Annotated in this window: 19 protein-coding genes and 1 pseudogene; 11 read left to right on the top strand and 9 right to left on the bottom strand. The window is 71.4% G+C overall.

The features are described from left to right. Nucleotides 1–66 precede the first annotated feature (66 nt). The 5 genes from ACFWBY_RS33925 to ACFWBY_RS33945 all read left to right on the top strand — a co-directional run bounded on the left by ACFWBY_RS33925 (nucleotide 67) and on the right by ACFWBY_RS33945 (nucleotide 6464). Nucleotides 67–1974, top strand: a complete 1908-nt coding sequence (locus ACFWBY_RS33925) for an ABC transporter ATP-binding protein (protein ID WP_385337185.1) — start codon at nucleotides 67–69, stop codon at nucleotides 1972–1974. A gap of 127 nt (nucleotides 1975–2101) precedes the next feature. Continuing rightward, complete coding sequence (locus ACFWBY_RS33930; RefSeq protein WP_385337188.1) at nucleotides 2102–2389, top strand: hypothetical protein; 288 nt, start codon at nucleotides 2102–2104, stop codon at nucleotides 2387–2389. Between the two features lie 447 nt (nucleotides 2390–2836). Then, nucleotides 2837–3163 carry a hypothetical protein gene (locus ACFWBY_RS33935; RefSeq protein ID WP_385337191.1) on the top strand — a complete coding sequence of 109 codons (327 nt, stop codon included), beginning with the start codon at nucleotides 2837–2839 and terminating at the stop codon, nucleotides 3161–3163. A 750-nt stretch (nucleotides 3164–3913) separates the two neighbouring features. Then, nucleotides 3914–5215 (top strand): pentapeptide repeat-containing protein, encoded by a 1302-nt coding sequence (locus ACFWBY_RS33940; protein WP_385337194.1) that lies wholly within the window; start codon nucleotides 3914–3916, stop codon nucleotides 5213–5215. Between the two features lie 361 nt (nucleotides 5216–5576). Then, nucleotides 5577–6464, top strand: a complete 888-nt coding sequence (locus tag ACFWBY_RS33945; RefSeq protein WP_385337197.1) for a hypothetical protein — start codon at nucleotides 5577–5579, stop codon at nucleotides 6462–6464. 76 nt (nucleotides 6465–6540) lie between these two features. Here the strand turns inward: ACFWBY_RS33945 and ACFWBY_RS33950 are convergent, their stop codons facing one another. Beyond that, a complete protein-coding gene (locus ACFWBY_RS33950; protein ID WP_385337200.1) occupies nucleotides 6541–7809 on the bottom strand; it encodes a helix-turn-helix domain-containing protein in 1269 nt (422 codons plus the stop codon). 458 nt (nucleotides 7810–8267) lie between these two features. Here ACFWBY_RS33950 and ACFWBY_RS33955 point away from each other — a divergent pair, with 458 nt between their 5' ends. Both ACFWBY_RS33955 and ACFWBY_RS33960 read left to right on the top strand, forming a co-directional pair. After that, on the top strand, nucleotides 8268–9146 hold the full coding sequence (locus tag ACFWBY_RS33955; protein WP_385337202.1) for a helix-turn-helix domain-containing protein: 879 nt from the start codon (nucleotides 8268–8270) through the stop codon (nucleotides 9144–9146). A 942-nt stretch (nucleotides 9147–10088) separates the two neighbouring features. Then, nucleotides 10089–10703: a hypothetical protein gene (locus tag ACFWBY_RS33960; protein WP_385337204.1), complete on the top strand. Its 615-nt coding sequence runs from the start codon at nucleotides 10089–10091 to the stop codon at nucleotides 10701–10703. 194 nt (nucleotides 10704–10897) lie between these two features. Here the strand turns inward: ACFWBY_RS33960 and ACFWBY_RS33965 are convergent, their stop codons facing one another. The 8 genes and pseudogenes from ACFWBY_RS33965 to ACFWBY_RS34000 form a co-directional block, all read right to left on the bottom strand. Then, complete coding sequence (locus ACFWBY_RS33965; RefSeq protein WP_385337206.1) at nucleotides 10898–13594, bottom strand: NB-ARC domain-containing protein; 2697 nt, start codon at nucleotides 13592–13594, stop codon at nucleotides 10898–10900. Between the two features lie 427 nt (nucleotides 13595–14021). Further along, a complete protein-coding gene (locus ACFWBY_RS33970) occupies nucleotides 14022–14501 on the bottom strand; it encodes an HIT family protein (protein WP_385337209.1) in 480 nt (159 codons plus the stop codon). A 177-nt stretch (nucleotides 14502–14678) separates the two neighbouring features. After that, entirely contained in the window at nucleotides 14679–15950 is a 1272-nt protein-coding gene (locus tag ACFWBY_RS33975; protein WP_385337212.1) for an MAB_1171c family putative transporter, read from the bottom strand. Beyond that, complete coding sequence (locus tag ACFWBY_RS33980; protein WP_385337215.1) at nucleotides 15943–16455, bottom strand: hypothetical protein; 513 nt, start codon at nucleotides 16453–16455, stop codon at nucleotides 15943–15945. The genes ACFWBY_RS33975 and ACFWBY_RS33980 overlap by 8 nt, the downstream gene beginning before the upstream one ends. 414 nt (nucleotides 16456–16869) lie before the next feature. Next, nucleotides 16870–17277, bottom strand: a complete 408-nt coding sequence (locus tag ACFWBY_RS33985; protein WP_385337217.1) for a VOC family protein — start codon at nucleotides 17275–17277, stop codon at nucleotides 16870–16872. 479 nt (nucleotides 17278–17756) lie between these two features. After that, nucleotides 17757–17960 (bottom strand): annotated as a pseudogene (locus ACFWBY_RS33990) (TetR/AcrR family transcriptional regulator); the annotation flags it as partial. 65 nt (nucleotides 17961–18025) lie between these two features. Continuing rightward, nucleotides 18026–19684 carry an MmgE/PrpD family protein gene (locus tag ACFWBY_RS33995; protein ID WP_385337220.1) on the bottom strand — a complete coding sequence of 553 codons (1659 nt, stop codon included), beginning with the start codon at nucleotides 19682–19684 and terminating at the stop codon, nucleotides 18026–18028. After that, nucleotides 19645–20643: a diacylglycerol/lipid kinase family protein gene (locus ACFWBY_RS34000; protein ID WP_385337223.1), complete on the bottom strand. Its 999-nt coding sequence runs from the start codon at nucleotides 20641–20643 to the stop codon at nucleotides 19645–19647. Before ACFWBY_RS34000 ends, ACFWBY_RS33995 begins: the two co-directional genes overlap by 40 nt. 308 nt (nucleotides 20644–20951) lie before the next feature. On the opposite strand from ACFWBY_RS34000, the gene ACFWBY_RS34005 reads away from it, so the two are divergent. The 4 genes from ACFWBY_RS34005 (at nucleotide 20952) to ACFWBY_RS34020 (ending at nucleotide 25674) form a co-directional block, all read left to right on the top strand. After that, on the top strand, nucleotides 20952–22619 hold the full coding sequence (locus tag ACFWBY_RS34005) for an aldehyde dehydrogenase family protein (RefSeq protein WP_385337226.1): 1668 nt from the start codon (nucleotides 20952–20954) through the stop codon (nucleotides 22617–22619). Nucleotides 22620–22660: 41 nt separating this feature from the next. Continuing rightward, nucleotides 22661–23800 carry an acyl-CoA dehydrogenase family protein gene (locus ACFWBY_RS34010; RefSeq protein ID WP_385337229.1) on the top strand — a complete coding sequence of 380 codons (1140 nt, stop codon included), beginning with the start codon at nucleotides 22661–22663 and terminating at the stop codon, nucleotides 23798–23800. An 84-nt stretch (nucleotides 23801–23884) separates the two neighbouring features. Further along, nucleotides 23885–25183: an aspartate aminotransferase family protein gene (locus ACFWBY_RS34015; protein WP_385337232.1), complete on the top strand. Its 1299-nt coding sequence runs from the start codon at nucleotides 23885–23887 to the stop codon at nucleotides 25181–25183. Between the two features lie 2 nt (nucleotides 25184–25185). Beyond that, complete coding sequence (locus ACFWBY_RS34020; protein ID WP_385337236.1) at nucleotides 25186–25674, top strand: type II toxin-antitoxin system RatA family toxin; 489 nt, start codon at nucleotides 25186–25188, stop codon at nucleotides 25672–25674. Nucleotides 25675–25689: the final 15 nt, after the last annotated feature.

Raw genomic sequence — 25689 nt, forward strand, 5'->3', positions numbered from 1 at the left:
CCGGCTCGACCGGCACGACCGGAAGCACCCGAACGCCGTCCCGTCTCCTGCGAAAGGCACCCCGCCATGAGGCAACCCACACCGCACCGAACGCAGCCGCAGCCGCAGCCGCCGAAACCCGACTTTTGTCCGCGGACAAAAGTCGGGGCCCCGGTAGCGATACCGGTCGAAGGCGTAGGCAGAGGAAGAGACGGAGGCGAAAGCGGGGGCGGAAGCGGCGGCGGAGGCCGGCCCATCCGGCTCCTGCGGGAACTCGCCACCACGCCCTGGCCGCTCGCCGCCGCCCTCGTACTGGCCCTGACCGCGACCGCCGCCTCCCTCGCCCTGCCTCTCCTGGCCCGGGACGTCATCACCAGCTTCTCCCGGCACGAGTCGCTGCTCACCCCCGCCCTGTGGATGTGCGCCGCGGCCGTCGGCGGGGCGGCGGCCATGGCCGGCGGGGCCTTCCTCATCGCCCGTGCCGGCGAGCAGATGGTGTACCGGGTCCGCAACCGCCTCATGGGCCACACCCTGCGGCTGCCCCTCCAGACCGTCCGCGCACAGGGCACCGGCAACCTCACCGCACGGATCACCTCGGACGCCCTGCAACTGCGTCAGGTCGTCGACGTCGGCGCCCAGTTCCCGCTGGCCGTCCTCACGGTGCTCGCCACGCTCGGCGTCATGGCCTGGATCGACTGGGTCCTGACGTTGGTGACCCTGGGCTCCCTGCTCATGGTCACCGGTGTCCTCTCCGCGACCTTCCGCCGCCTCCGGGCGAGCATCACCGGCCAGCAGATCGCCAACGGCCGGATCGCCCAGCGCTTCACCTCCCACCTCGAGGCGCTCACCGCCATCAAGGCGAACCGGGCCGAACCGCTCGCCGCCCGGGTCCTGGCCGACGACGCCGACGTACTGCGCCGCGAATCCCTGACCAGCGCCCGGCTGCAGTCGATCGTTCCGGCGGCCACGCAGCTCGGCAACCAGTTCGCGATGATCGCCGTCATCCTGACCGGCGGCACGCGCGTCGCCTCCGGGGACCTCGCGACCGCGGACTTCGCCGCGTTCCTCCTCTACCTCCTCCAGACGATCCCGTCGGCGACCACCCTCACCAACGCCCTGGGCCGCCTGCAGGCCGGGTTCGCCGCCCGGGACCGCTGCAACGAGCTCCTCGCCCTCCCCGACGAGTCCACGGGCTCGCCCGCCGGCCCCGCCCCCGTCGCGGACCCGGCCGCCCCGGCCGTCGCCTTCCGCGAAGTCTCCTTCACCCACCCCGGCGCGGGCACGGCCTCCCTGCGGAAGATCTCCTTCGAGGCGCCGGCCAGGGGCCTGACCGCCTTCGTCGGCCCCTCGGGCGCGGGCAAGACCACCGCGCTCACCCTCATGGACCGCTTCGTACGGCCCGCCGGCGGCACCATCAGCGTCCTCGGCCACGATCAGGACACCTGGCCACTGGCCGACCTGCGCGGACAGATCACCTACGTCGACCAGAAGTTCACCCTGATCGAGGCCAGCGCCCGCGACAACCTCCAGCTGGGCAGGCGCATCCCCGCCACGGACCCCGAACTCGCCCGCGTCCTGGACGCCCTGGACCTCACCGACGCCATCAACGCTCTCCCCGACGGCCTGGACACCGTGCTCGGCCGGGAGACCGACCTCTCCGGCGGCCAGCGCCAACGCATGGCCCTCGCCCGGGCCCTGCTCTCCGACGCCAAGATCGTGCTCCTCGACGAACCGACCAGCCAGCTCGACGGCATCAACGAGCAGCGCTTCCGCAACGACCTGGACACGCTCGCCGAGGACCGCGCGGTCATCGTCGTGGCCCACCGGCTCTCCACGATCCACCACGCCCGGCACGTCGTCCTGATGGACTCCGGCACCGTCGTCGACTCCGGGGACCACCGCTCCTTGATGCGCCGCTGCCCCCAGTACCGCGACCTGGTCGCGACCCAGACCCTCCGCGAGCCGGCCGCCACCCCGGTGGCCGCCGGCGGCTGACCCTCGCCCCGTGCGAGACGAGGGACGCGAAGGACGTGGCCCGGGCCCGGTGGACGGCGTACGCCTCCACCCCCCGGGCCCCGACAAGCCGACAACCCGACCGCCCGACCGACCCGAGAGGAAGAACATGCACCCCCGAACCAAGCGGACGCTCCACGCCACGCTCCTGGCCGCCGCCCTCGCCCTGAGCTTCGCCCCCTACGCCAACGCCGCCCCCGCACCGCAGCCGCCCGCCTCCTCGGCGGACTTCGGCACACCCCCGGCGGGCTACGTCCACGAGACCTCCTTCTACGGAACGGCCGCCGCCTGCCAGACAGCGGGCAAGGCGGGCATCGCGGAAGGCAGGTGGACCGCGTACTTCTGCTACCAGGCGCTTCCCTTCACGCCCTTCCAGGAGCTCTACGTCAAGCTGTGACCCCTCACGGGCCGGGCGCACACACCGAGCTGTGCGCGCCCGGCCCGAGCGCGCGCGGAGGGCTCCGGGCCTACGCGAGGGAGGAGCCGGCGAGACACCCGAGGCCCGGCCGCGGCCCCGTCGCGGTACTCGACGGCTGCTTCTGCGCCTCTCGAACGGGCCGATCGCCGGATCCGGCGAAAGTGCCCGAGAACCGCATGCCGCCCTCATGAACTCCCAGGCTGGAACCCCTGCTCCCGCACGCGCGGGGATGGCGCACCTTCGGGCTGCCGCAACATCACCGGCCTCGGACCCATGCGCCCCCGGGTCACTCTTTGCGCCCCAACGCGCCCTGCCTGTGCATGAGTTGGAACTCCCATGCGCGTCAGTGGCCGGAGCTACCGTCGTGAGTGCGCCCGATGAAGCCGGCTCTCTCCGCTCCTCCCCGACCGACCCGAGGAATCGCTGATGGCAAACGTCCGTGGCCACTACCGGAAGAACGGCTCCTACGTCCGGCCGCACACGCGCAGGGCGAGGGGCGCATCGGCGTCCCCTCGTCCGACCGTCCCCGGCCCGCGGACGGTCCCGGGCGCGACCACGAGCGTCCGCGGGCACTACCGGAACGGCTCCTACGTCCGCCCGCATCACCGCCGGATCAGCGGCCCGGTCGTGGTGGCAGCGGGCGGGGGCGGACTGGTGATCCTGGTGCTCGTCCTGCTCGCACTCTTCGGCGGTGGCAGCGGGCAGGTGTCGCCCGGGACCTCGCCCACGCCTGCAAGCGGGGTGCCCCGGTAGCAGGACGACACTCCGCAGGCCCCGGACGGCTCGGTTTCGGCGCCCGTCACGGGCAGGGTCCGAAGGGCGGACGTGCCCGCCAGTCGCTGCGTCCTGTGGAGGCCAGGCGCCCGACGCTCCGGGCCGAGGCGAGGAACGCCGAATTGGGCTGAGCGCCGGCTCGACGATTTCGCGGAGCCCTAAACGGCACCCCTCTGCAAGGGATTACGGGATCCCGGGTGATCGGGATCATCGGCCGGGGCGGCGGCACGCAGGACGCCGAGAAGTAAGTTACGTGTAACAGACCCGACCACCCACTACTCGCCTCAGGGCGCCGGGCCCCGCCTCGCGCCGTACGTCGGAGTACCGGCCTTGGTACACCGCGGGCAGGGAAGTAGCGGCCTAGGTCTGTTACAAGTAATTTGAGCAAGGTGCGAGGACGCCTGGGCGGGTGCTCGCAGTCTTCTCGGAGAGGCGCCCGGCCCGGCTGCGGCGACGTTGGCGATCGGCTACCTCTACACCCTGGCCCTCTGCCTGCTCTTCGGCGACAGCATCCCGAGCAGAGCAGAACCAAGCGGGAGCCTCCAGCCGCTCTACGACGTTGCACTGGCTGGGAAGCCCGCTGTCCTCTCGTGGCCGGCCCTCTGCTGTGGCTGATGGCCTGCTCGGGTGGTTCGCGCTGGTCGACGGCGAGGCGACAGTGCCCAAGGCACCCGTTTCCGCTCACGGTGTCTTCTGAGGCTGGAGGTCGCCGATCCGGGAGGATGCGAAATGGGCTCGGCGCGGTGGTGGATGCGGGCCGTAGCGCGCGGCTTGACCGTGCTCTCGGCCCTTCTTCTGGTCGCGGCCGTTCTCTCATGGGACCGAGTGGTCGGCCTCGCCGCCCACATCCCGCTGGTCCCGCTCATCTTCGTGATCGGGGCTGTGGGCTGCGCCGTCGTATCGGACCAGCTGTACAACCGTACGCAGCCAGAGCGCCAACGGCGGTTCGCCCCGCGTATCCGCTGGTGGTGGGTGGTGCTTGCATTCGCCGCTGTGCTGACCGCCGTGTTGGCGACCACAGCCCTGCTGCTGCCGCAGATCACCGATCTGCAGCCAGAAAGCGAACGGTCGAAGCAGCGGATCGAGGCGGTGCGTACCGCTCTGGCCGCTGGGGCCGGCGTGGGCGCTGCCATCACGGTGCTGCTGGCTCTTCGTCGACAGCAGCACCACGAGGAGGCCACCGAGAGAACCGAATACGACGCGAGCGAACGGCGTATCAACGAGCTGTACATCAAGGCCGTCGAGCAGCTCGGCAGCACCGAGGCCCCGGTGCGTCTGGGCGGGCTGTACACGCTGGGGCGGCTCGGCCAGGCGGCTGCCGACCACCGGCAGACCATCGTTGATGTCATCTGCGCATACCTACGCATGCCCTACATTCCACCCCCAGCATGGTGGCCGGTGTCCCGTTCCCGCCAGGCTGCCCGTGCACTCTTCGGCAGGAAGGCGGACAACCAACGGCACCAGGAACTCCAGGTGCGCAACGCCGCCGAATACATCCTTCTTATGCACCTCCATGACCCCCGCCCACCCGACCAGCGAGAGATCACCCCTGCCGATTACGTGTTCTGGGACGGCATGGGTGTCAACCTCAACCACGCCACTTTCACCTACTACGGATTCGGCCAAATCCACGTCACCTGGGCAAGCTTCACAGGCGCGACGTTCACCACCGCGGCCTCGTTCCAGTCCGCGACTTTCACTGGTTTCGTCGTGTTCGATGACGCGACATTCACCAGAACCGCCTCCTTCGATGACGCCACGTTCACCGGCACCGCCTCCTTCGATGGGACGACGTTCACCGGCACCGCCTCCTTCGATGGGACGACGTTCAAACACAGTGCCTCGTTCGATGGGGTCACGTTCAACAGCGTCGCCTCGTTCGCCGACGCGACGTTCCAACAAGGTGCCTCGTTCGCCGGCGCACGGGCGCGGCTGACAGCGCCGGATGGCACCCCCTTGGCGCATTCCTGGCCGACGGGGTGGGAGGTCCGTCCCACCGCTAACGGCTGGGCGATTCTCAGTGAGACCTGAGGCTCACTTTGCGGGCCCCTCCTTTGTTCCAGACTCCGATCTCCCCGCCCTTGCCGTAGGCGATCACGGAGTTCGCGCCGTTGGATCCCAGCCCGCGCACCGCTGCAGCGGTCGGGGTCGGCTCTGCCCACGTCGTGGCGAATGCACGCGCTGAAGCCGGATCCGGCGGGCGCTGAGCGGTGGACGCGTCCGCCCAAAGCGCACCTGACGGCCGCAAAGACCGCAGTCTCGTACGGCGCGACGACATGCCTGGCCTGCGCCCCGGCAAGATAACCGGCATGTCACCGCTGGTGGCCTGCGGCAGGGCGCCGGGGGGGGCCCGCCCTCCCGGCAGTCGGGCCCGAGCGGCTAATTTGGTCCGATGGATCACGACGTCGTCGGGCTCGTCGAGGAGTGGCTGGCGGGCCCGAACTCCGAGGCGAGCGGGTACTTCAGCTACCAGGCCGTCGAGCACTACCGGCCGGCGGTCCTGCACTGGCTCACCGCGGCCCGCGACGGCGGTGAGGGGAGCCCGGACCCCGAGGCCTATCTGCGGCCCACGCCGGCGGCCCTGCAGGAGTGGGCCGTCGGCTACGCCGGCGCGGCCCGCTCGCGCGACGCCGCCTGCGGGGCCGTACGGTCCTTCTACCGCTGGCTCGAGACCCCGGCGGGCGCGGGCGGACCCGGCCTCGTACCGGTCGGCACCGCCAGGTCGCTGCAGTTCCAGCGGGGCGGCAACTTCGCCGCAGGCCTGCCCGGCCGCGAGCTCTGGACCCCCGACCAGTGCCGCTGGCTCGCCCAGGCCGCCGACCGCTACCAGGGCACCCGCCGCGAGAGCCCCCACCGCGCCCGCGCCCTCGTCTACCTCTGCCTCAACCACTACCTCTGGGGCCGCGGCTCCGAGGAGGACGTCCTGCGCCCCGGCCAGATCGCCGCCATGCGCTTGCGCGGCCGCCACCAGGAGCAGCACCGCACCACCTGGGACGTCCCCCAGAAGAACGCCGCCAGCGACGCGACGCGCCTCCAGCCCGTCCACCACGACGCCGTCCGCGCCATCGACGAGTACCTTCCCCACCGGGCCGCCGCCGTCCCCGACACCGGCCACCTCTTCACCACCGTCAACGGCCGCCCCCTGGAACCCCAGTCGCTCCTGCGCATCCTGCGCGGGGTCGCCGCCACCCACCCCGATCTGGACGAGACCGCCTCCAAGCTCTCCGCCGACGCCGTCACCCACTCACCGGCCCCGGCCGCTGCCCCCTCCGGCTCCTGACCCGGCCGGCGACTGGGGAATCAGCCCTGCGTGTCGTCATCGCGCCGCCGAGCACGGTGGTTGCCGGCGGGGTCGGTCACGACGGGTCCTCCGCGCACTTGCGGCAGGCCGTGCCCGGGCGTACCCACGTACCGCAGGTGCCGCAGCGGACGTAGCCCGCGCACGGGGGGCACAGTTCGCCCTCCATCAGGACCGGGCGGCCGCACTCCTCGCACTCCCTGAGGGGGCCGGTCGCGTACGTCCCCTGGACGTACGCGGGGGGAACAGGGGTCGGTTCCTGCCGTGCGTACTCCGTCCCGTTCCATGAACCCCGCGCTGCCCGCGGGAGCTCTCCTCCCAGGCGTACCGGGCACGGTGACTGCGCGAAGGTCGTGATCCGCGCGGCCATCACGGCTCCGACGCTCGTCAGGACGGGGCGGGGCAGTGGGCGGGAGAGCCCGGGCGCCAGCTGCTCGGGCAGCCAGCCCTCGTCCAACAGGACGTCCAGCCGCCTGGCCTGGTCGCGCAGGACGGTGCCGTGCAGCGCCAGTGACGGGTCGTGCGCGCCGACGGCGGTGAGGAGGCGGACCCCGGCGGTGTTCGGTACCGCCTCGGGGTCCTCCCCGTGCGAAGGCCGCCAGGGGTCCGTTCCCGCGTGGTCCGCTCCCGCGTGCTCCGTTCCCGCGTGCTCCGTTCCCGCGTGCTCCGGTCCCACGTGCTCCGGTCCCGTGCCGTCGGATCCGGGGTCCTCGGAAGGCGGGAAGGGTTTCTGCTGGTTCCCTGGTGGTTCCCTGACGGTTAGTGGCTCAGGCTGACCCGCCCGCGGGCTCAGGTTGTGTACCCCTGCGGGCTCATCCTGAGCCGGGTGCGGACGCATGGTGAGCCCGGGGGAGGGCTCATCCTGAGCTGTCGGCAGGTCGCGGGCCATGGCCGCGCCGTGGGAGGGGGCAGGCTCATCCTGAGCCGGCCGCAGGTCGGCGGGTTGGGAGACGGTGCGTACGCGTTTTGCCCGCGCGGGTGCCTCCGGTTCGAAGGTGAGCTGCTGGATGGTGTTGTCGTCGTAGTCCTTCGGCGGCCGCTTCATCGAGTTGAGCAGCGGCAGGTTGACCCGCGTCATGTTGGTGATGGACTCGCCGGTCGTGGGGTTGATCCGCCGGACCGACTTGATCAAGTTCTTCCGGATGAGGCGTCCCTTGACCCGCTTGACCGTGGCCGCGGAGGTTCCGGTGTCGTCGACGAGGCGGCTCTGCCCCGGCCAGCAGTACCCGTGGGCATCCGTGCGGTTGCAGTAGGCCAGCAGGAGCAGCTTCTCGGGGCCGTCGAGACCGGCGGCGTTGATCACCATGGCCATGTGCTCGACGCTCATGCCGGACGCACCCGTTCCTCGTGGGCCGTCGGGGAGGCTGAGGACGAGGCGAGGTGGACGCGCCTTCCGGCCGGGGTGGTACGGGCGGCACGCCCGCCGGGGTGACACAGCGGTGCGGGCGCGAAGGGGGCGCGGCCCGGTCTGCGCCGGAGTCTGCGCGGAGCCCGCGACGACGCGTCGTCGCACGGGGCCGTCGCCCCGAGCGGAGATGACGCACTGTTTCTCGTGCAGGCTTGCGTACCCATGTTCTGATCGCCCCCATGTATCTGCTCCCCCCGGCGAATCGCGGCTGCGGCGTCCTGCCGCGGGCGCGACTCGGCGCGCCTGCCGCAGGACGGCAGACGGCAGGGGGTGCCACGTCAGTTTCGCTGAAGTGAAGTTATCTAGCTTTGGTGAAGCGATCAAGTTTGTTGGTGGCTACAGTAGTTACGTCCCCGATGCAGCCCAGGAGTACCCACATGCCAGTTCGTCACGTCGACGGACCCTTGCTTCGCAGAGTGCGCCGCGCCGCTGACCTGACCCAGAGGGACGTGGCGGAGCGGCTCGGGGTCACCGTCCCCGCGGTCGTGGGCTGGGAGAGCGGGAAGTCCCAGCCGGACGGCGAGAAGCTCCCGGCCCTCGCCCGGGCGGTCGCGATGGACCTCGACGAGCTCTTTCCCCGGACCTCGCCTCCCGACCTCGCGGACCTGCGCTGCGACGCCGGCTACTGCCAGTACCAGACGGCGGGCATCACGGGGACGCGCAGTGCCGGGCCGGTGGCCAATGCCGAGCGCGGCAAGCGGCGCCTCTCGGAGAGGTTCGTCCCGCTCCTGGCCGACGCGTACGGGGTGAGCGGCGCCGAGCTGCTCGCCGCCCAGGACCGGTCCTTCGAGGCGGGTCGGCAGGACGGGTCACCGCCCGCCCCGGCGCAACGTCACGTACCCGACGCACCGGCCCCGGTCCCGCCTCCGGCGCCGGCCCGGCTGCCGCGCAGCCTCGCGGAGAAGATCGGGTACCTGCTGGAGGAGACCTACGCGGCCCCCCACCCCTCGGACGCGGAGATCGCGGCACACGCCAACCTCAAGGCCGGCGCCGAGGTGCTGACCGAGGCGATGGTGCGCGGCCTGCGTACGGGCGAGACGCGGACCGTGTCCGACGGGGTCTTGGAAGCGCTGGCGGCGGCCCTGGCCGTTCCGCCGCTGTTCTTCAGGAGCGACGACGCCGAGGTGCACCGGATCATCAGCGGCATGCGCCTCGTCCGCGGCGGGCTCGCCGGGATCGCCGCCCGCGGGGGCGGCGCGGGGCTGCCCGCGGAACTGCTCGACTTCATCGGCGACGTCGTCGACGAATGCGGCTAGGGCGTCTTTTTGAACTGATTTCGTGAGGTGGGGCGTCAGTCGGCCGCCCGTTGATGGTGAACACCCCGGTGACCAGGAAGTCGCGGTCGTGTTGCGGGGCGCCTGGGTAGCGTCGGGCCCAGAGGGAGCCGATCCTGGGGTGCGCGGTCACGTTGCCCAGTCTGTCACTGCCAGGCAGGGGTGGTTGGCCCGTCTGGCGGGTGCCGAGCCGCCGGGTGCAACTGAAGTGTGTTTGGTGAGCGTTGGTGCAACCGGGTCGTGCATGGCATCAGCATCGCGAGCGCGGCGCGGACCTGGGGGAAGGGACGGACCGGCCGGATCAGGGCGGTCCGTCCGTCCCTCCCGCCACCTGCTGATCAGCGTGCGCCAGACCTCCCGGGTGCAGTACCCGGGGCAACCGCTCGTCGGAGGCCAGCCGGAGCAGGACGTCGGGCGGCACGGTGAAGCTCGCGCGGTGTACAGCCGCACGGGAGCGACGTCGTCCCCGGCGAGCTCGCGCAGCCGCTCGGCCGAGACGTCCGGGTCGCGCGGCTGCGCGGACCCGGGCATAGCCGATCGAGACCGGAGAGGACTGATCACCATCGTTTGCGGCTGGTGGCGATCCTGCTGGCCTATTGGGGTCTCAGTAGTTCTCGCCGAAGACCAACGCTAAGCAGCTGCGGCCCAGATCAGAGGATGAATCAGGGCAGCCGCAGCGGGTGCCCGCCGAGGGGTACCCGGGGGGCGCGGGCCTGGTCACCGGCAGAGGGCTCTGACGCGGTCGGCCGACACCATCGCGCGGGCTACTGGAGGAAATCCGCTCGCGCTGGCGCCGACGGTGTCATCCTGTGGTCGCCCCCGGCGTCCGTCGCACGGACGAGCGCCGGTCAACCCGGCGGCGGACGCTGAGCACCCACCTGCACGCGAAGATCGACAACGTCGGATCTCGTCGGGGGGGCGCACATGACCACGCATGCCAGGGCCACAGCAGCAGCAACGGCAGCCGAGATGTCAATCGGCGCGCCGGCCGGCCGCAGGCCCGTCGAGCCCGTTCCCCGCTGGGCGGTCCGGGTGGCCCATGCCATCCCGCTGTGTGTCCTGCCGTCCGGGTTATGGCGTGTCGCGCTGGTGCTGGGCCTGGCCGGCTACGACGCGGACCACCACTGGGCGGTGTGGGAACGCCCGTACGTGATCGGGCTGTCCCTGGTCTCCGAAGGACTCGCGCTGCTCGCCCTCGGGCTGGTGCGGCCGTGGGGCGAAGTCGTCCCGCGTTGGGTGCCGGGGCTGCGCGGTAGACGGATCCCGATCCCGGCGGTGGTCGTTCCGGCCGCACTCGGGGCCGCGCTGATCACGACGCTCTGCGCGTACGCCGTGCTGAACCAGATCTTCGGTTTCGTGGAGCCGATGAACGAGAACGGCGACAGTGGCCCTACCAGCGGTCCGGCCGCCTGGGCGCTGTGGACGACGTACGCCCCGATCCTCGCCTGGGGCCCGCTCCTGGCGATCCTCACCGTTGCGTACTACCGACGCCGCCGAGTGAACCACGCATCGGCTGCCGCTCGGCCCGAAGCCGGGTAGCCGGTGCCGGTCGCTTCGGCGCCTCCATCTGGGCCTTCCAGAACCGCTGGTCCTCCAGGGCAGTCCTGGGCGTAGCTTCTGCGGGTGCTCGACGGGCGGCCGTCGGCGATGGTGCGCACGGCCTGGCGGTCGATGTGCTCCAGCACGGCCCGAGTCGCGGTTGATTCCTCATGCGGTCTGTCAAGCCGCAGGAATCACTGATGGCGGCGGAAACGACGGGCGCGTGGCACGGGGCGGTTGAGTGTCCTGCAGAGTTCGGTGTCGGCAAGGTCGGGGAAGGGTATGCCGGCGGCGTGGTAGTGGGTTCGGGACTGCTGGAGGGTGTGGAGGACGTCGTGATGCCGGCCGGCGGCGCCGTAGAGACGGGCAAGGCGGAAGCCGGCCTGAGCGGCGCCGACGTGGTCGCGGGGGCCGGCGAGGGCTTGTTCTGCCAGCGTGATGGCGTCGCTGAGGCGGTTTGCCTCGGCGTGCAGCAGGGCTTGCACGGTCAGTGCCCTGCTGCGGCCTCGGTGGTCGCCGCAGGCGTCGGTCTCCTGAAGCGCACGGCTGATCAGTTCGGCGGCGGTGTGGTCGCCCTCGTAGAGCGCCATGTCGGCCAGCCCCAGGGTGGCCCAGGTGTGCCCGCGGTGGTCCCGAACAGCGTGCAGGGTCTGGGCAGCGTGCTCGTAGTGGGTGCGGGCCGCGGCCCACCGCGGATCCTGTGCGGGACGGCTTGTGATGTGGCACCCGGGCCAGGGGCCTGTGTACCAGCGGCGAGGGAGCGGGCAGCCTCCCACCGTGCTCTCCTTCTCGGTGTCGGCGCGGGTGCGCAGAATCCACCCGATACCGCGGGGTTCCTCGTTGGCGGCGAACAGGACCTGCGCTTGGTCGAGTTGAGCGAGGGCTTGGCTGTAGTGAGCGTGGTGTCGGCTGATCACCGCTTTTTCCCGCAGGGTCCAGGCCAGTCCGCGTTCAAGCGGCAGGGCCCTGAAGAGACTCTCGGCAGCGGTGAGCGTTCGCGCCGCTTCCCGCAGCTCGCCCTGCTGGCGTTGCAGGATTCCCAGGTTGCCCAGGGCATCGCTTTCGCCGTGCGCGTCGCCCGAGCTGTGGAAGAGAGCGATCGCTTCGCTGAAGCACTCCCCGGCCCTGCCCACGTCACTGCCGCCGTCACGCAAGGCTTCGCCGAGGTTGCGCAGCAGCGCGGCACGGGCCCCGCCATCCCCCAGACGGCCGGCCGCGTCCAGAGCAAGCTCATGGACCTGGCTGCTGATGTCCCAGCGCCACTGATGCTCAAGAGCGATACTCATCGCGTCGGTGATCTCCCAGCACAGCTCCCACCACCCGCGAGCGTGAGCATGGGCGACAGCTGCCACCAGCACCACACGCTCGGCTTCGAACCACTTGACGGCCTCCCCCACATCACCCGCCACAGCGTCGTCCGGCGGCGGACGGCGGACCGCCCCGTCACGGCCGCTGTGCCGGGCACCGGCCGGCCGTAGCTGCGTGTCGGCTGCGTCGGCCGCGCTGAGGAGGGCACCCAGCAGACGCCGCACGGCGCTGTCGGACTCGTCCGCCGGCTGCTCGGCCGCTCGCTCCTTGGAGAACCCGCGCGCGAGATCGTGCAGCACGATGCGCTGGCCGCCTGCCTCGCCGCGGCGAGCCTGCACGAGATGCGCCAGCAGCAGTCCCTCCAGGCACGCGTCGGCCGTATCGGCGTTCACGTCCAGCAAAGGCGACAGCGCCCAGGCCGGCAGGTCGGGAGTGTCCAGGGCGGACACCAGCCTGAACGCACGCTGCTGCAACGACGGGAGCGCCTGATAACCAGCGCGGAAGACCGCGCGCACGCTGCGCTCGCCCAGGCTCAGCACATCCAGCCGCCGGTGGTCGTCGGCGAGATCGCGGGCGAAGGACCCCACAGTACGGGCGGGAAACGTTGCCAGCCGCGCTCCCGCGATGCGCAGGGCCAGCGGGAGCCCGCAGCACAGACGGACCACGTCGCGACCTGCTTCGGGGTCCTCGTCCACCCGGTCCCCGCCGCTGATCCGTCTCAACAGATCCCAGGCGGTGCCCTCGTCCAGCCCCGACAATGCGACGCGCTCATCCACGGCCAGCGTGGCAAGGCCCTGGCGACTGGTGATCAGTACAGCGCACGAAGACCCACCCGGTATCAGCGCACCTATCTGCTGTTCACTGGCCGCGTTGTCCAGAACGATCAGGACACGCCGGTCGGCCAACTCCGTCCGGAACTGCCGTGTCCGTCCAGCCTCATCGTCGGGGATTCTGCCGCGCGCTACTCCCAGAGCCACCAGGAAGTCGCCCAGAACCTCGCCCACTGCAGCAGGACGTTCCTCCACCCCGTTCAGGTCGACGAAAAGCTGGCCGTCGGGGAAAGACGGCATCAGCCGATGAGCAGCCTGCACCACGACAGCCGTCTTGCCGACCCCGCCCGGACCGTGCACCAGGCACACCCTGCCCCCGCCCGCACGCTCAGCAGCCTCCACCAGCCGCGCCAACTCCTGGCCGCGACCGGTGAAATCCGCCACCGCCAGCGGCAGCTGACGCGGGATTCCGGACGATTCCGGGAGAAGGAAATCGCCACGGGCGAGGACCGGCGCGTGCGGCGACAGCAGCACGCGCAGCTCCTCAACGCCTGCGGGATCCTCACCCAGAGCCAGTACCAGCCGCCGTCGCAGCAGAGCCTGTGCAGCCGGAGAACGGCCCGCCTCATCGACCAGAGCCGCGCCCTCCTCACCGGGCAGCCGTCCGGCGACCCACCGGTACAGCCGCCCCAGCCGGTCGGCCACCGACTGCTCCACACCCTCCATCGCGCGATCCGCCAGACCGGCGCCCAGCCTCTTCGCAGACACGATCGCCAAGGCGACTACTGCTGCCACGAGCTCCTCGACCGTCATCGACCGCCCCCCGGTCCTCCGCCTTAGCAGCCGCGCTGTCCCCAAACGGGCTACCGCCGCTCCGACGTCAGTCATGCCCAGAAATCGCCAAACGGCACCTGGCCGCTCTTCCAATGGCCATCAATGATGCTCCTCGCTGCTCCCTGCCGGAAGTTCGCGGCACAGCGGTCGTTAACCGAGACCCTGTCAAGATCACCGGTCGGCGTATGGTCAACCGCGCGCTCTCCGCAACGCGAGCTCTGGTGGAGCGGGGCAGGCGCGGCCGGTCCGAGGTCCTGGCGCATCGTCCGAAGAGCGTGTGCAGCACGAATCGAGTGTCATCAACTGCCGCAGACCTCTTCCCCCTGGAGCAGCCCCGCTGAAAGGGCTCAGTCAGCGGAGGGGCCGGGGAGCAGGACCTTCCGCCGGATCCGTCGCGGCGTTCGCCTCAGTCCTGCTCGTACGCCTCGGCGAGGATGCCCTTCAACGCATGCGTGAGTGCTTCCTGAAGCTCACCGTGCTCCGGACCCAGGCGGTGCTCGGAGGCGGTTCGCTCGTCCCCGTAGCGCCAGACGGGGCCGTGGAGGAGGCGCGGCGGCTCCCAGTCGTAGCGCGGGTGGATGTGGGCGTGCAGGTGCTCCCAGGAGTTGCCCAGTACCTCGTAGTTGAGGCGGCGCAGCGCCGGGTCCTTCTTCCTGCATACGGTCTCGACCGCCTCGCCGAGGAGGGAGAGGTCGAGGAGGAACCGGGTCCGCTCGGCGCGGGGCAGATCGGTCAGGTGGTTCGCCTGTCCCGCGTACAGCAGCAGGCAGTAGCCAGGGAGGTGTTGGACGTCGCCGATGACAGCCCAGCCGGTCCGCATCCGCGCGAGCACCGTCGGGTTCTCGCCTCGCTCGGCGGAGCCCAAACGATCATGTGTCCAGTCCATGTCCTATGGATACCAGGAAGGTCGGACGATCCCGGAAAGGATGTCGCAAGCCATGCGCTCGACCGGGCTGCGGACCGTACGAGATGTCATGCCCATGATGCTGCCACGGGCTCGGGAGACCCATGGAGGTTCCTGCGGCGAGGGTGATCCGCAGGAGACGGCCGGCCTGGGCGCGGCTCACGCGTGGGCGTCGGCCAGGACTTCGCTCGCTATCGAGCAGTCCGTCTTCGCGTAGACCGCCGAGACGCGCAGTAGCCACGGGACCTCCTCGGTGCAGAAGTCGTCCCCCGATGAAGGGAACTCGGCGGGGACGCCCGGCGCGCGTACCGGGTCGCGCATGTTCAGGCGTGCCGACATGATCCAGTAGGCCTGGGCGGCGGCCTCCGCCTCCAGGCCCAGGTGCCCTTCGCTCTCGGCCAGTTCCAGGGCGAGCTGGTAGAGGTCGTCCGGTGCCTGGCGGCGCATCGAGTGGATGACGTCGCGGATCTCGGTGACGTACCGGCCCAGTCGTACCTGCGCGGAACCGTCGTGCGCCGTCAGATCGCGCAGGGTGTTGAGGCGGCGGGCGGCCCGGGAGCCCGGGAAGAGCCGGCTCGGTGCCTGGCGCACCAGGTCCGGTGCGGTGAGGGCCAGGTCGCGCCACAGGGGGTGCAGTCCCGCGAGCGCCCGGAAGGTCCGCCGGCGGTTCACCGCCGTCTGGGTCGCCGGGGCGAGCACACCGAGGGCCCAGCACAGGAACGTCGCGTAGAGCAGGCCGTCGGCCACGGCTTCCTCGACGCGCGCGATGTGCGCCGGAACGGGACGGGCCGCGATGACGAGGCCGTAGACGGTGCGCAGGGCCGTGTACACCGCCCCTGCCGCCATGCCCGCGGTCATCAGGGCCAGTCCCGCCCGCAGCGTGGGGCGGTGGGCCTCCCTGGTGGCCCTCGCCCACTGGGATCCGCAGAGTGCGATCACCACACCGCAGTGACCGTAGAACAAGGTGACGTAGGTGGCCAGGTCGGCTTCACCCGCGTGCCTGTCCATGAAGTGGGAGTCCTCCGGGACCGGTCCGCGGTCCAGGCCCAGGAGGAAGACGGCGGTCATGGCGGCGATCACGACGACCGACACGGCCGAGCCGTAGCGTTGCAGGACCCTGGTGAGGCGGGCCGTACGGGTGAGGGGCGCGCCCGGGCCGCCGTCCTGGTACACGGCCGCGACGTACCGGAGCAGGACGCACGATCCCGCCACGCTGAGAACGTGTTCGAGCAGCGTCGCCAGCTCGTCCACGCCCATCGAGTTGACGAGGTGCGTCCCGCACCGGGTGGTGATCAGCCAGGCGGCGGCGAAGGCCGTCAGCGCCCCCCACAGCGAGCGTTCCCGTATCCGGCCGCGCAGGGCGGAGGGCACGCGCAGAACGGCTTGGAGGAGGAGCAGGGCAGCGATGAGGCAGGTGACGTAGTCAGCCACCGCACCCGCTCCGCTTCGGACGGGCGAAGGGGGAGGAGAGGGTCTCGTCCAGGCCCCGCAGGGTGCCGTCCTCGATGGGTTCGACGGGTTCGTCGGTGAAGGCCATCTGGTGGAGCAGGTCCGCGACCATCTCGGCCCGCACCTCCACGGGGGTGTCGTAGCGGTGCCTGGCGAGGGCGGCGGCGCCCTGGCCGGCGAGCCGGCCGAGGAGTTCCGGGGGCAGGCCGGGCAGTAACCGGTCCGCCTGCTCGGGATGCGTGCTGAGGTCGTCGCACCACATGTGCGCCAGCTCGTGGAAGATCACCCGTTGCCGGTGGTACCCGGAGATGCTCTCCGGGATCAGGATGAGGTCCACCGGTATCCGCTGGTGCCGCAGCAGCAGACCGCAGATGTCGGCCTGACCGAGCACGCGGTCCGGGATCGAGACCAGTTCGATCCGCCGGCCCCGTACGGCCTCCATGTTCGCCATCAGTGCGGCCGTGCTGAAGGGATGGGGCAGGGGCATGTCGGAAACGACGCGGCAGGCCTCTTTGCGAACCGCCCGACGACTCAGCGTCGCCGCCACCGCACTGCGGGCCTGATCGAGCCAGCGTCGGCGCATCACGTTCCCCCGGTACCCTGCCGCGTCCTCTCATCCGTCCTGATCGGACCGAATGTCGCGATCGTAGGGTCGGCCGATCGAATCCAGCTAGCACTGGCGCACCTTCTGGACACGACCGTGGCCGGGGGAACGGACGGCTTTGTTCCCAACGGCGTTGCGCGCACTCGGGAGTGACGGGCTCCGGCTCCGGCCGGCCCCCGCACGGCGCACGAGAAATGGCGCGAAGCCGCCCACAGATCCAGCCGTCGGGTCCTGGGGGCGACGGCTGGATCTGTGGGCGGAGGTGACCCAGCGGCCCGTACGGGTCCCCGTGCCGGGTCAGGGCTGGACGGTGAGCCGGTAGAACTCGAGCTGGATCCCGTCCGGGTCGCGGAAGGCGATCGCGTCACCGGTGGGCTGCTCGATGATGCCGCTGTTCGGGATGCGCAGGTCGGTCAGCTTCCGCAGTTGGACGCGGAGCTCTTCGGGGGAGTCGACGGCGAACGACAGGTGGTCGAGTCCGGTCCGGCGCGGCGAGAAGGGAGCGGTGTCCCGCTCGGTGTGCTGGATGAGGCCGAGGAGCGTGCCGGCGGGGGTCTTCAGGTAGCGGAAGGCGAACCCGTACTCGTCGTTGGTCCCGTCGAGGACGCAGGTGGCATCGAGGAGGCGGCCGTACCACTTCTCCGCGTGGTCGAGGTCGCTGACGCTGAGGTCGACGTGGGACAGGGCGTATCCGGATCCGGACATGGAGGAGCCTCTCGTAGGGGATGTCGGGCGGGGCGCGGGTGGTCGGGCGGGCAGCCGGGCTGGGGCTGGTGGCCGTCGAGGGTGCGGTGGGCCGCTTCCAGGACGCTGCGGGTGACCAGCCGCGCGTCGATCGGCGATCGCGCGGAGATCAGGTCGTGGAGGAAGGCGTCGGCGGCCCGGTAGAGCATGCGGCAGGCCCAGTGCGGGTCGGCGCTCTGGAAGGCGCCGGCCAGGCAGCCGCGGGTGACGAAGCCGGTCAGGAGGGTGATGACGCGCTCGTCGGATTCACGGCAGATCCGCAGGGCCCGGGCGTTGGCCGACCGGTAGACGATGCGGCGGAGCCCGGCGTTCTCCAGTGCGTGGTCGATGACCTCGGTGAGCAGGCGGTCCAGGGTGCGCCACCACTGCTCGCCTTCGTCGAGGATGGCCTGGGCACGGGTGATGAGGGAGTCGACGGACCGCTCCCACAGGGCGCCGAGTACGTGGTCCTTGGAGTCGAAGTACCAGTAGAAGGTGCCCTTGGCGATGCCGGCCGTTTTGGTGATGTCCGCGACGGTGGCCTCGGCGAATCCGATGGCGTCGAAGAGGGTGAGGCCGGCCTCCAGGATGTCGGCGTGCCGGTCCGGGGTACTCCTCGTGCCGTTGCCGCCTGGTCCGCGGCGCGGGGTGCTGTGGGTGGTCATCGGGCCGGCTCTCGGTCGTGGCTCTTGGGTGGGGCTCTTGACGCCGTGGCTGGCGGTCGTGACGGTCAGCTCAGGGCTGCGCCGGTCCAGGTGCGGAGGGCTGCGGGGGACATGGCGCGGACCTCCGCGAGGGACTGCGCCACGTGGTGCGGCCCGCCCAGGCCGGTGAACTTCTGCCGCATCAGGCGGGCGTGGTGCTCACGGGTGTGGGGACCCGCGGCGCCGAGGGGGATCATGCGCTCCCTGGTCGCGGTGCGGCCGTCGGCGAGGCGGACGCTGACGCGGGCCCCGGTGAGCTTCGACGCGCGCACGAAGCCGGCCGGGCCCCCGGGTCGTCGCGCTGCGGCGGCCAGTGCGACCAGCTCCGGTCCGCCGAAGCCTTCGAGCCAGGCCTCGGCGTCGGGGCCGGCCTGGCGGACCGCCTCTCCGAACGGCGCCTCCGAGGTGAGCAGGGCCCGGGTCATGGCGGGGTCGTGGACGAGCCGGACGCGTCGGGCGGTTCGCCAGCGCGACTCCTCGTCGCGGCGGGGCGCGGTGAAGTCGGCGACGGTCAGGTCGCCCGTCAGGAGGGCGGTCGCGACGGCGTACGGGGTGTGCAGGACGAGCGCGCCGAGGGGGGCTCCGGGGCCGTCGACGTAGCGTTCCGCCGTGCGTTGGGCGGCGAGCGTGTAGAGGGAGGTCTCGACGACGATCTCGGCGATCTCGGCGATCTCGATCTCGGCAGCGCCGGCGGTGTCGGTGACGTGGGCGGTGCGGCCGGTCGAGAGCTCGCGGTGCAGGTCGAGCGCGCAGTCGATGGCCGCGTCGACGCCGGGTCCGCCGGGGTGCATCTTGAAAGACAGGGTGTCGGTGTGCCAGCGCTCGCCCAGGCCGTCGGTGACGGCGCTGACCAGGGGCACGGTGGCGAAGCGCGCGAGGAAGCCGTCGGGGTGTTCCAGCAGGTCGGAAGGGCCCTGGAAGCCGGCGGTCGCGGCGTCGCAGGCGTCCATGGCGGTACGGACGGGGGAGAAGGCGTTGAACAGGCGGGCGTCGCTGGCCAGGAAGGCCCGCATGAGGGGCCACGGGGGCATGGCGAGGGCCAGGCCGAGGGCGTTGGTCCACGTATCGGCGTCGGCGCCTTCGCAGTGCAGCCGGCCGGCGGTGGCACCGACGAGGTGCGTGTGCAGGGCGCTCTGTCCTCGCAGGGGGCCCAGGGTCGCCGCGGCGGTGACACGGGCGGCGCATTCGTTGGCCGCGACGATCGCGGTGAGCAGGGCGGCGCCGTCCAGGCCGAGGTGGTGCGCGTACGCGAGGGGGACGGCGACGGTCGAGTTGGACAGGTGCCCGGCGTAGGCGGTGTCGTCGAGGTTGAGCCAGGACCCGAGGCCGGCCAGGACGCAGGCCGAGGTCCGCGGGTCGTCCTGGAACGGGGGGCCGAACGCCTGGACCATGCGCCGGCCCAGGGGCTGTTCGGCGCCCGCCCGGATGGAGGCGAGCTGGGAGAGGAGCTGGCTGGCGGCGAGCGAGAGCACCCGCTCGGGCACGTCCTGGGGGCGGAGTGCGGCGGCCCATCGCGCGAGTTCGGCCAGCGCGGCGGGGCGCCCCGGACCGGCTCCCTGATGGGTGGGGGAAGCCGCGGCGCCCTCGGGAGCCGGTGCGCGCGCGCCGTCCTCGGACGTCAGGCGGCCGCCGCCGTCCAGGCCCGTCACGCGGCGGCCGCGGGCTCGGTGGCCGGCGCGCCCCATACGGGGATCATCGCGGGCAGGACCCGTAAGGTCATCGCCGGTCCGGAGGCGGGCTGGAGCTCTCCGTCGTGCTCGAAGCGCAGGGGCCGGCCGTCCAGGCGTTCGACGCGGATGGTGCGTCCGCGTGCGTAGACGACGCCCTGGCGGTCCAGGTGTGCGCCGGTCAGGGTCAGTTCGGCCACCTCGGTGGGGTGCACGTCGGATCCGAGGACGCAGACGTCGAGGAGCCCGTCGTCGGGTTCCGACCAGGGCAGGACGAGGTACTGGCCGCCGCGGATGCGTCCGCCGCCGACGTTGGCGAAGACGGTTCCGCCCTCGTGGACGACGGCTCCGTCGACGGTGACGCGGCCGGGGTAGCCGGTGAACGTCCGCGCGGTCTCGGCCAGGGCCCGTTCGTAGCGGGCGGGTCCGGTCAGGGGGATGCCCCGGGCGGTCTCCAGGGCCTGCGCGATGACGCCGCTGCACGCGCCGAGGAAGACGAGGGCGCCGGTCTCCACGAGGAGCGCGAGGTCGATGCGGCGCTCCCGCGTGTCCCCGGAGGGGCCGGTGAGCGCGGCCCGCAGGGCGTCCTGCCAGGGGAGGTCGCCCCAGAGCATCCGGTAGCCGGAGTTGCCCGTGCCCGCCGGGACGATGGCGAGCGCGGACGTGGCGGGCTGACGGCCGTCCGCCATCCCCGCGATGACTTCGCCCACGGTGCCGTCGCCGCCGATCGCGATGACCAGGTCCGGGGCCGCTCCTTGTGGTTCGCCCAGTGCCCGGCTCACGACGTCGCGGGCGTCTCCCCGGTGGGTCGTGATGTGGATGTCGACCCGCTCGAGGCGTTCTCGGCACAGGTCGGTGACTTCCGTCAGCGCCCCGGTGTGCATGGTGCCGGCCGTCGGGTTGGCGACGATGAGGGCCTTTCGGGGGCGGGCCGCACGCGGCGGGGTCGTGGCCGGCGCCTGGGGGTCGTTGGGCATGTCGTCCTCACACGTGGGCGGGAGCGGAAGGGAAGGGTTGTCCGGCCGGAGGCCGGCAGGTGATCTTCTTCTCCCTTCGACCGTAACCATATGACCGACCGTCGGTCAATCTGCTCGGGCGAACCCGTCCCGACCCGTTTCGGTCATCGGGCCGCGCCCCGCGTCCGGTCCCGCGGGCGGCCGCGGCCGCCCCGACGTCAGCATCAGCTCGGTGTCAGAACCGGGTCAGAGCCAACTGCAACGATCGGACTCCGGCGCCCCGTTCTCACGTGCCGGTCAGCACTGGGACCCACCCGGAAAGGCCAACCATGCTCTCGGACGGAACAACAGAGGAGCAGTCCTCCGTACGTTCTGCCTCTTCTGACCCCGCGGCAGAAGAACGCCAGGCACCCCTGCGCAGCTACAAGCTCTACGTCGCCGGCAAGGACATCGAAGGCGACGGATGGGTCTACACCGTGAGCGGCAGATCCCTCCTCGAGGACGTGTTCACCAGCGTGACGCTCAAGCGGAGGCTGGAGCAGGACGCCGCGTCGGACGCGGCCCAGCACCCCTACGTCGTGGGACGCTGCGCGATCGCCGGCGACGACGCCATCGACCTGGCGAGCGAGGCCGCCGCGGCCGCCGCACCCGGCTGGGCCGCCTTCCCGCTGGAACGCCGCATGCGCTTGGGCCACCGCTTCCGCGAAGAGCTCGAACGGCGCCGCGACGAGTTCATCGAGATGCTGATCGCGGAGGCCCACCCCGCCAAGCTCGCCCGCTGGGAACACAGCTCCCTGCTCCAGATCTTCAGCGAGGAGAGCCTCGGCTGGTACCAGGAGCAGATGCACACCGAGTTCCGGCACGGGGACCGCCGGCTGATCGTGCGCCGCCAGCCCGACGGCGTCGTCGCCTTCAACCCCCCGCAGAACGCCCCGCTGCCCAGCGCGGCCCTCGGAGTGCTGTGCCTGATGTCCGGCAACGCCGTCGTCATGCGCGCCCCGCGCAGCATCGCGCTGAGCACCATGTGGCTGATGCGGGACGTGGTCGCCCCGATCCTGGAGGAGCTGGACGCCCCGCCGGGCACGCTCAACGCCCTGTGCGCCAACCCCAAGCAGACGCTGGACCGCTGGATCGACAGCCCCCTGATCGACGACATCTTCTACATCGGGGGCAGCCAGGAGGGCCTGCGCTTCGAGCAGCAGTGCGTCGCGAAGGGCAAGAAGGCCATCCTGGAGCTGGCCGGCAACGACAGCGTCGTCGTCTGGTCCGACGCGGACATCCCCAAGGCCGTCGAGGCCATCACCGAGGCCTTCTACGGCTCGGGCCAGATCTGCATGGTCCCCAACGGCGTGCTGGTGCACCCCGCCGTCGCCGACGAACTGCTGGCCGAGCTCAAGGAGCAGGTCAAGCGGATACGGCCCGGCTATCCGGAGGAGGAGGACGTCCTGCTCTCGCCGGTCCGGCGCAGCGAGCGGTTCTTCCGCCTCCTCAACCAGGCCCTGGACCAGGGTGGATCGCTCGTCACCGGCGGGCGCCGCATGGAGGTCGACGGCACCCCCTCGGACACCGGTGTGTTCCTGCAGCCCACCGTGGTGCGGGTCGACGGCCTGGCCCGTGCCCGCGACTTCGACATCGTCCGCGAGGAAACGTTCTTTCCGCTGATCCCCGTCATCGTCGCCGAACCCGCCGCCGACCAGGAGCTCCTGGCCCGGTTCGTCGACTTCACCAATTCCAACCCCTACGGACTGCGCAACTCGCTGTGGGCCCGGTCCGAGGACGTCATCGACACCTTCGTGCGCCAGGTCACCAACGGCGGACTGCTGAAGATCAACGACTCCCACATGGGGTGCGTCCCGTACCTGCCCACGCACGGCGGCACCGGCCTGACCGGCGGAGCCTTCGGCGAGGCCAACTACCCGATGCTCAAGACATCCCACCTCCAGGGCGTGAGCATCGCCCGCGACGTCAGCCCCTACGAGGCGGTCTTCGGCGCCTGAGCCCCCCGCCCCCGAATCCCCCTCTCCCACCGGAGGTACCCGTGCGCTCCCTCGACCGAGCCCGCGCCGTCTGCGAGCACTACCACCCGGGGCTCCTCAAAGCCCTGGAGGAGATCCCCTTCGACGAACGGGAGAAGCCCGGCAGCGCCGCCATCGACCTCTTCCGCGCCCACGGCGGCGTCGGACTGCTCATCCCCACCGCGTTCGGCGGCGACGGGGCGTCCCCGCTGGAGGCCGTCCGCGTCCAGGAGGCCCTGGGCGCGGTGGCGCCGTCGCTGGCCGCCGCCACGACCATGCACCACTTCACCGCCGCCATGCTCTACGCGCTGGCCGACCGGCAGGACAGGCTGACGCCCGCCCAGGTGGACCTCCTGCACCGGATCGTGCCCGAGCAGAAGCTCATGGCCTCCGGCTGGGCGGAGGGACGCACCCAGCAGAACATCCTCGCCCCGACCGTGGCCGCGGTGCCCACCGAGGGCGGCTACCTCCTGCGCGGCTCCAAGAAGCCCTGCAGCCTCTCCTCCTCGATGGACCTGCTGACGGCCAGCATCTCCGTACCCGGCGCCGACGGCGCCCCCGAGCTCGCCCTCGCCATCGTGCCGGCGGACTCGGCCGGCCTGAGCGTCCACCCGTTCTGGGGGACCGGCCTGCTGGCCGGGGCCGAGAGCGACGAGGTCCGCCTGGAGGACGTGTTCGTACCGGACGAGCTGGTGGTACGGACCTCGGCCGACGACCCGACCCGGTTGGACGACCTGCAGACGGCCGGGTTCATCTGGTTCGTCCTGCTCATCTCCGCCGGATACACGGGAGCAACCGCCGCCCTCGTCGAAGAGGTGGTCACGCACGAGCGGGGCAACCCCACCGAACGCGCGGCCCTCGCGATCGCCCACGAGGCGGCCGTCGCCCTGCTCGAAGGCGCCGCGCGCGCCGTGGAGAGCGGGGTCGAAGGCGAGGAGGCGGTGGCCGGCGCCCTGATCGCCCGCTACACCGTCCAGGACGCGCTGGTCGCCAACGCCAACCGGGCGCTGGAACTCCTCGGCGGCATGGACTTCATCAAGGGCTCCCCGAACGCCACCCTCGCCGCTTCGGTGCGGCCCCTGGCCTTCCACCCGCCGGCCAGGCCCGCCGCGGCCGAACCGCTCCTGCGCTACTTCGCCGGCGGGTCCCTTGAGCTGGCCTGAGACGCGCCGCCGCGTCCTCGTACCGGCCGCCGCCCGCACCCGCGATTCCTGCTCCAGCCCCGCACCACTTGGGAGTGACCACTCGTGACCGTGATCCAGGAAGCCCGGCCCGGCGCCGCCGCGCCGACCACGGAGGCAGAGATCCTGCGCCTCTACCGGGCGCACCTCAGCAAGGGCCGGGCAACGCTCGCCGAGCTCTTCGGCAGCCACATGGAGGTGGAGTCCTCCGGAGCCTGGCTGACCACCAGCGACGGCGAGCGCTTCCTCAACGCCGGCGGCTACGGCGTCTTCATCATGGGCGCCCGCCACCCCCGGGTCGTCGAGGCCGTCCAGCGCCAGCTGCACACCCACCCCGCCGCGACCCGCATCCTCCTCGAGCCGACCGCCGCCCGCGCCGCCGAGGCACTCGTATCGGTCATGCCCGAGGGCCTGGACCGCGTGCACTTCGCCCTGTCGGGCTCCGAGGCCGTGGAAACCGGTCTCAAGCTCGCCCGCGCCAACGGCTTCAAGCGGACCGTCTCCATGCGCGGCGGTTACCACGGCAAGACCCTCGGCGCGCTGTCCGCCACCGCCAAGGACGTCTACCAGGAGCCCTTCCGGCCGCTCGTACCGGACTTCCTGCACCTGCCGTTCGGCGACGCGGACGCGCTGGAGGCCGAGCTGGCGGCCCATCCCGGCGAGGTCTGCGTCATCCTCGAACCCGTCCAGGGCGAGGGCGGCGTGATCATCCCGCCGAAGGGCTACCTCAAGCGCGTCGAGGAACTGGTCCGCGAGTACGAGGGCTTCCTCATCCTCGACGAGATCCAGTCCGGCCTGGGCCGGCTCGGCGAGTGGTGGGGCGCGGACGTCGAGGGCGTCGTCCCCGACGTCATGCTGACGGGCAAGGCCCTGGGCGGCGGCGTACTGCCGGTCTCCGCCGCGGTCGCCACCCGCAAGGCGTTCCGCCCCTTCGACAAGGACCCCTTCCTCCACACCGCGACGTTCTCGGGGCAGCCGCTGCTCATGGCCGCCGTCCAGGCGTCCATCGAGACGATCAAGGAAGAGCGGCTCGTCACCAAGGCCGTCGACCTCGGCGGCACCCTGCTGCCCAAGCTCACCGAGATCGCCCGCCGCAACATCCCCGACCAGCTGGTGGAGGTCCGCGGCCGCGGCCTGCTGATCGGCGTCGAGCTGGTCGAGGCCGGGCTCGCCGGCGAGCTGCTGATCGAGCTGTTCAACCACGGCATCGTCGCCAACCACTCGATGAACGGCAGTGCGGTGGTGCGCTTCACGCCGCCGGCCACCTTGACCGACCCCGAAGTGCAGTTCCTCCTCGATTCCTTCGACAAGGCCACCCGTGACCTCATACGGGGCGCGGCCACGATGCCGGAAGGCGGTAACTGACCGTGCGACACGTAGAACTCAAGGTCCTGGTTCCCTCCCAGGACGCCCGGACCGTCTTCGACGCGGTCATCCAGTGGGAGAAGTACCCCGACCTGGCACCGCACGTGCACACCACCACCGTGCACGGCACGCTGCCCGCCGCCGAGTGCAGCTCCAGCTGGGAACTGCACTTCCGCAGCGGTCTGCTGCGCTGGACCGAGAAGGACGAGTTCTCCGTCCAGGACCTGACCGCCCGCTTCGAGCAGACCGACGGCGACTTCGACAGCTTCGTCGGCCTGTGGACGCTGCGCCAGGACGGCGCCGACGTCACCGTCGAGTTCGAGGCCGACTTCGACTTCGGCATCCCCAGCCTCGAGGGGATCCTCGACCCCATCGCCGAGCGCGTCATCAAGGAGAGCGTGGCCTGGGCGGTGACCGGCCTGTTCCCCGGTTCCACGCTGCTCGGCGACGCCAACCTCAGCGACGCCCGCCCAGAGAACGTCGCGGCGTGACCCGCTGCCCCGACA

Source organism: Streptomyces sp. NPDC060049 (genome assembly GCF_042736715.1).
Taxonomy (GTDB): Bacteria; Actinomycetota; Actinomycetes; order Streptomycetales; family Streptomycetaceae; genus Streptomyces.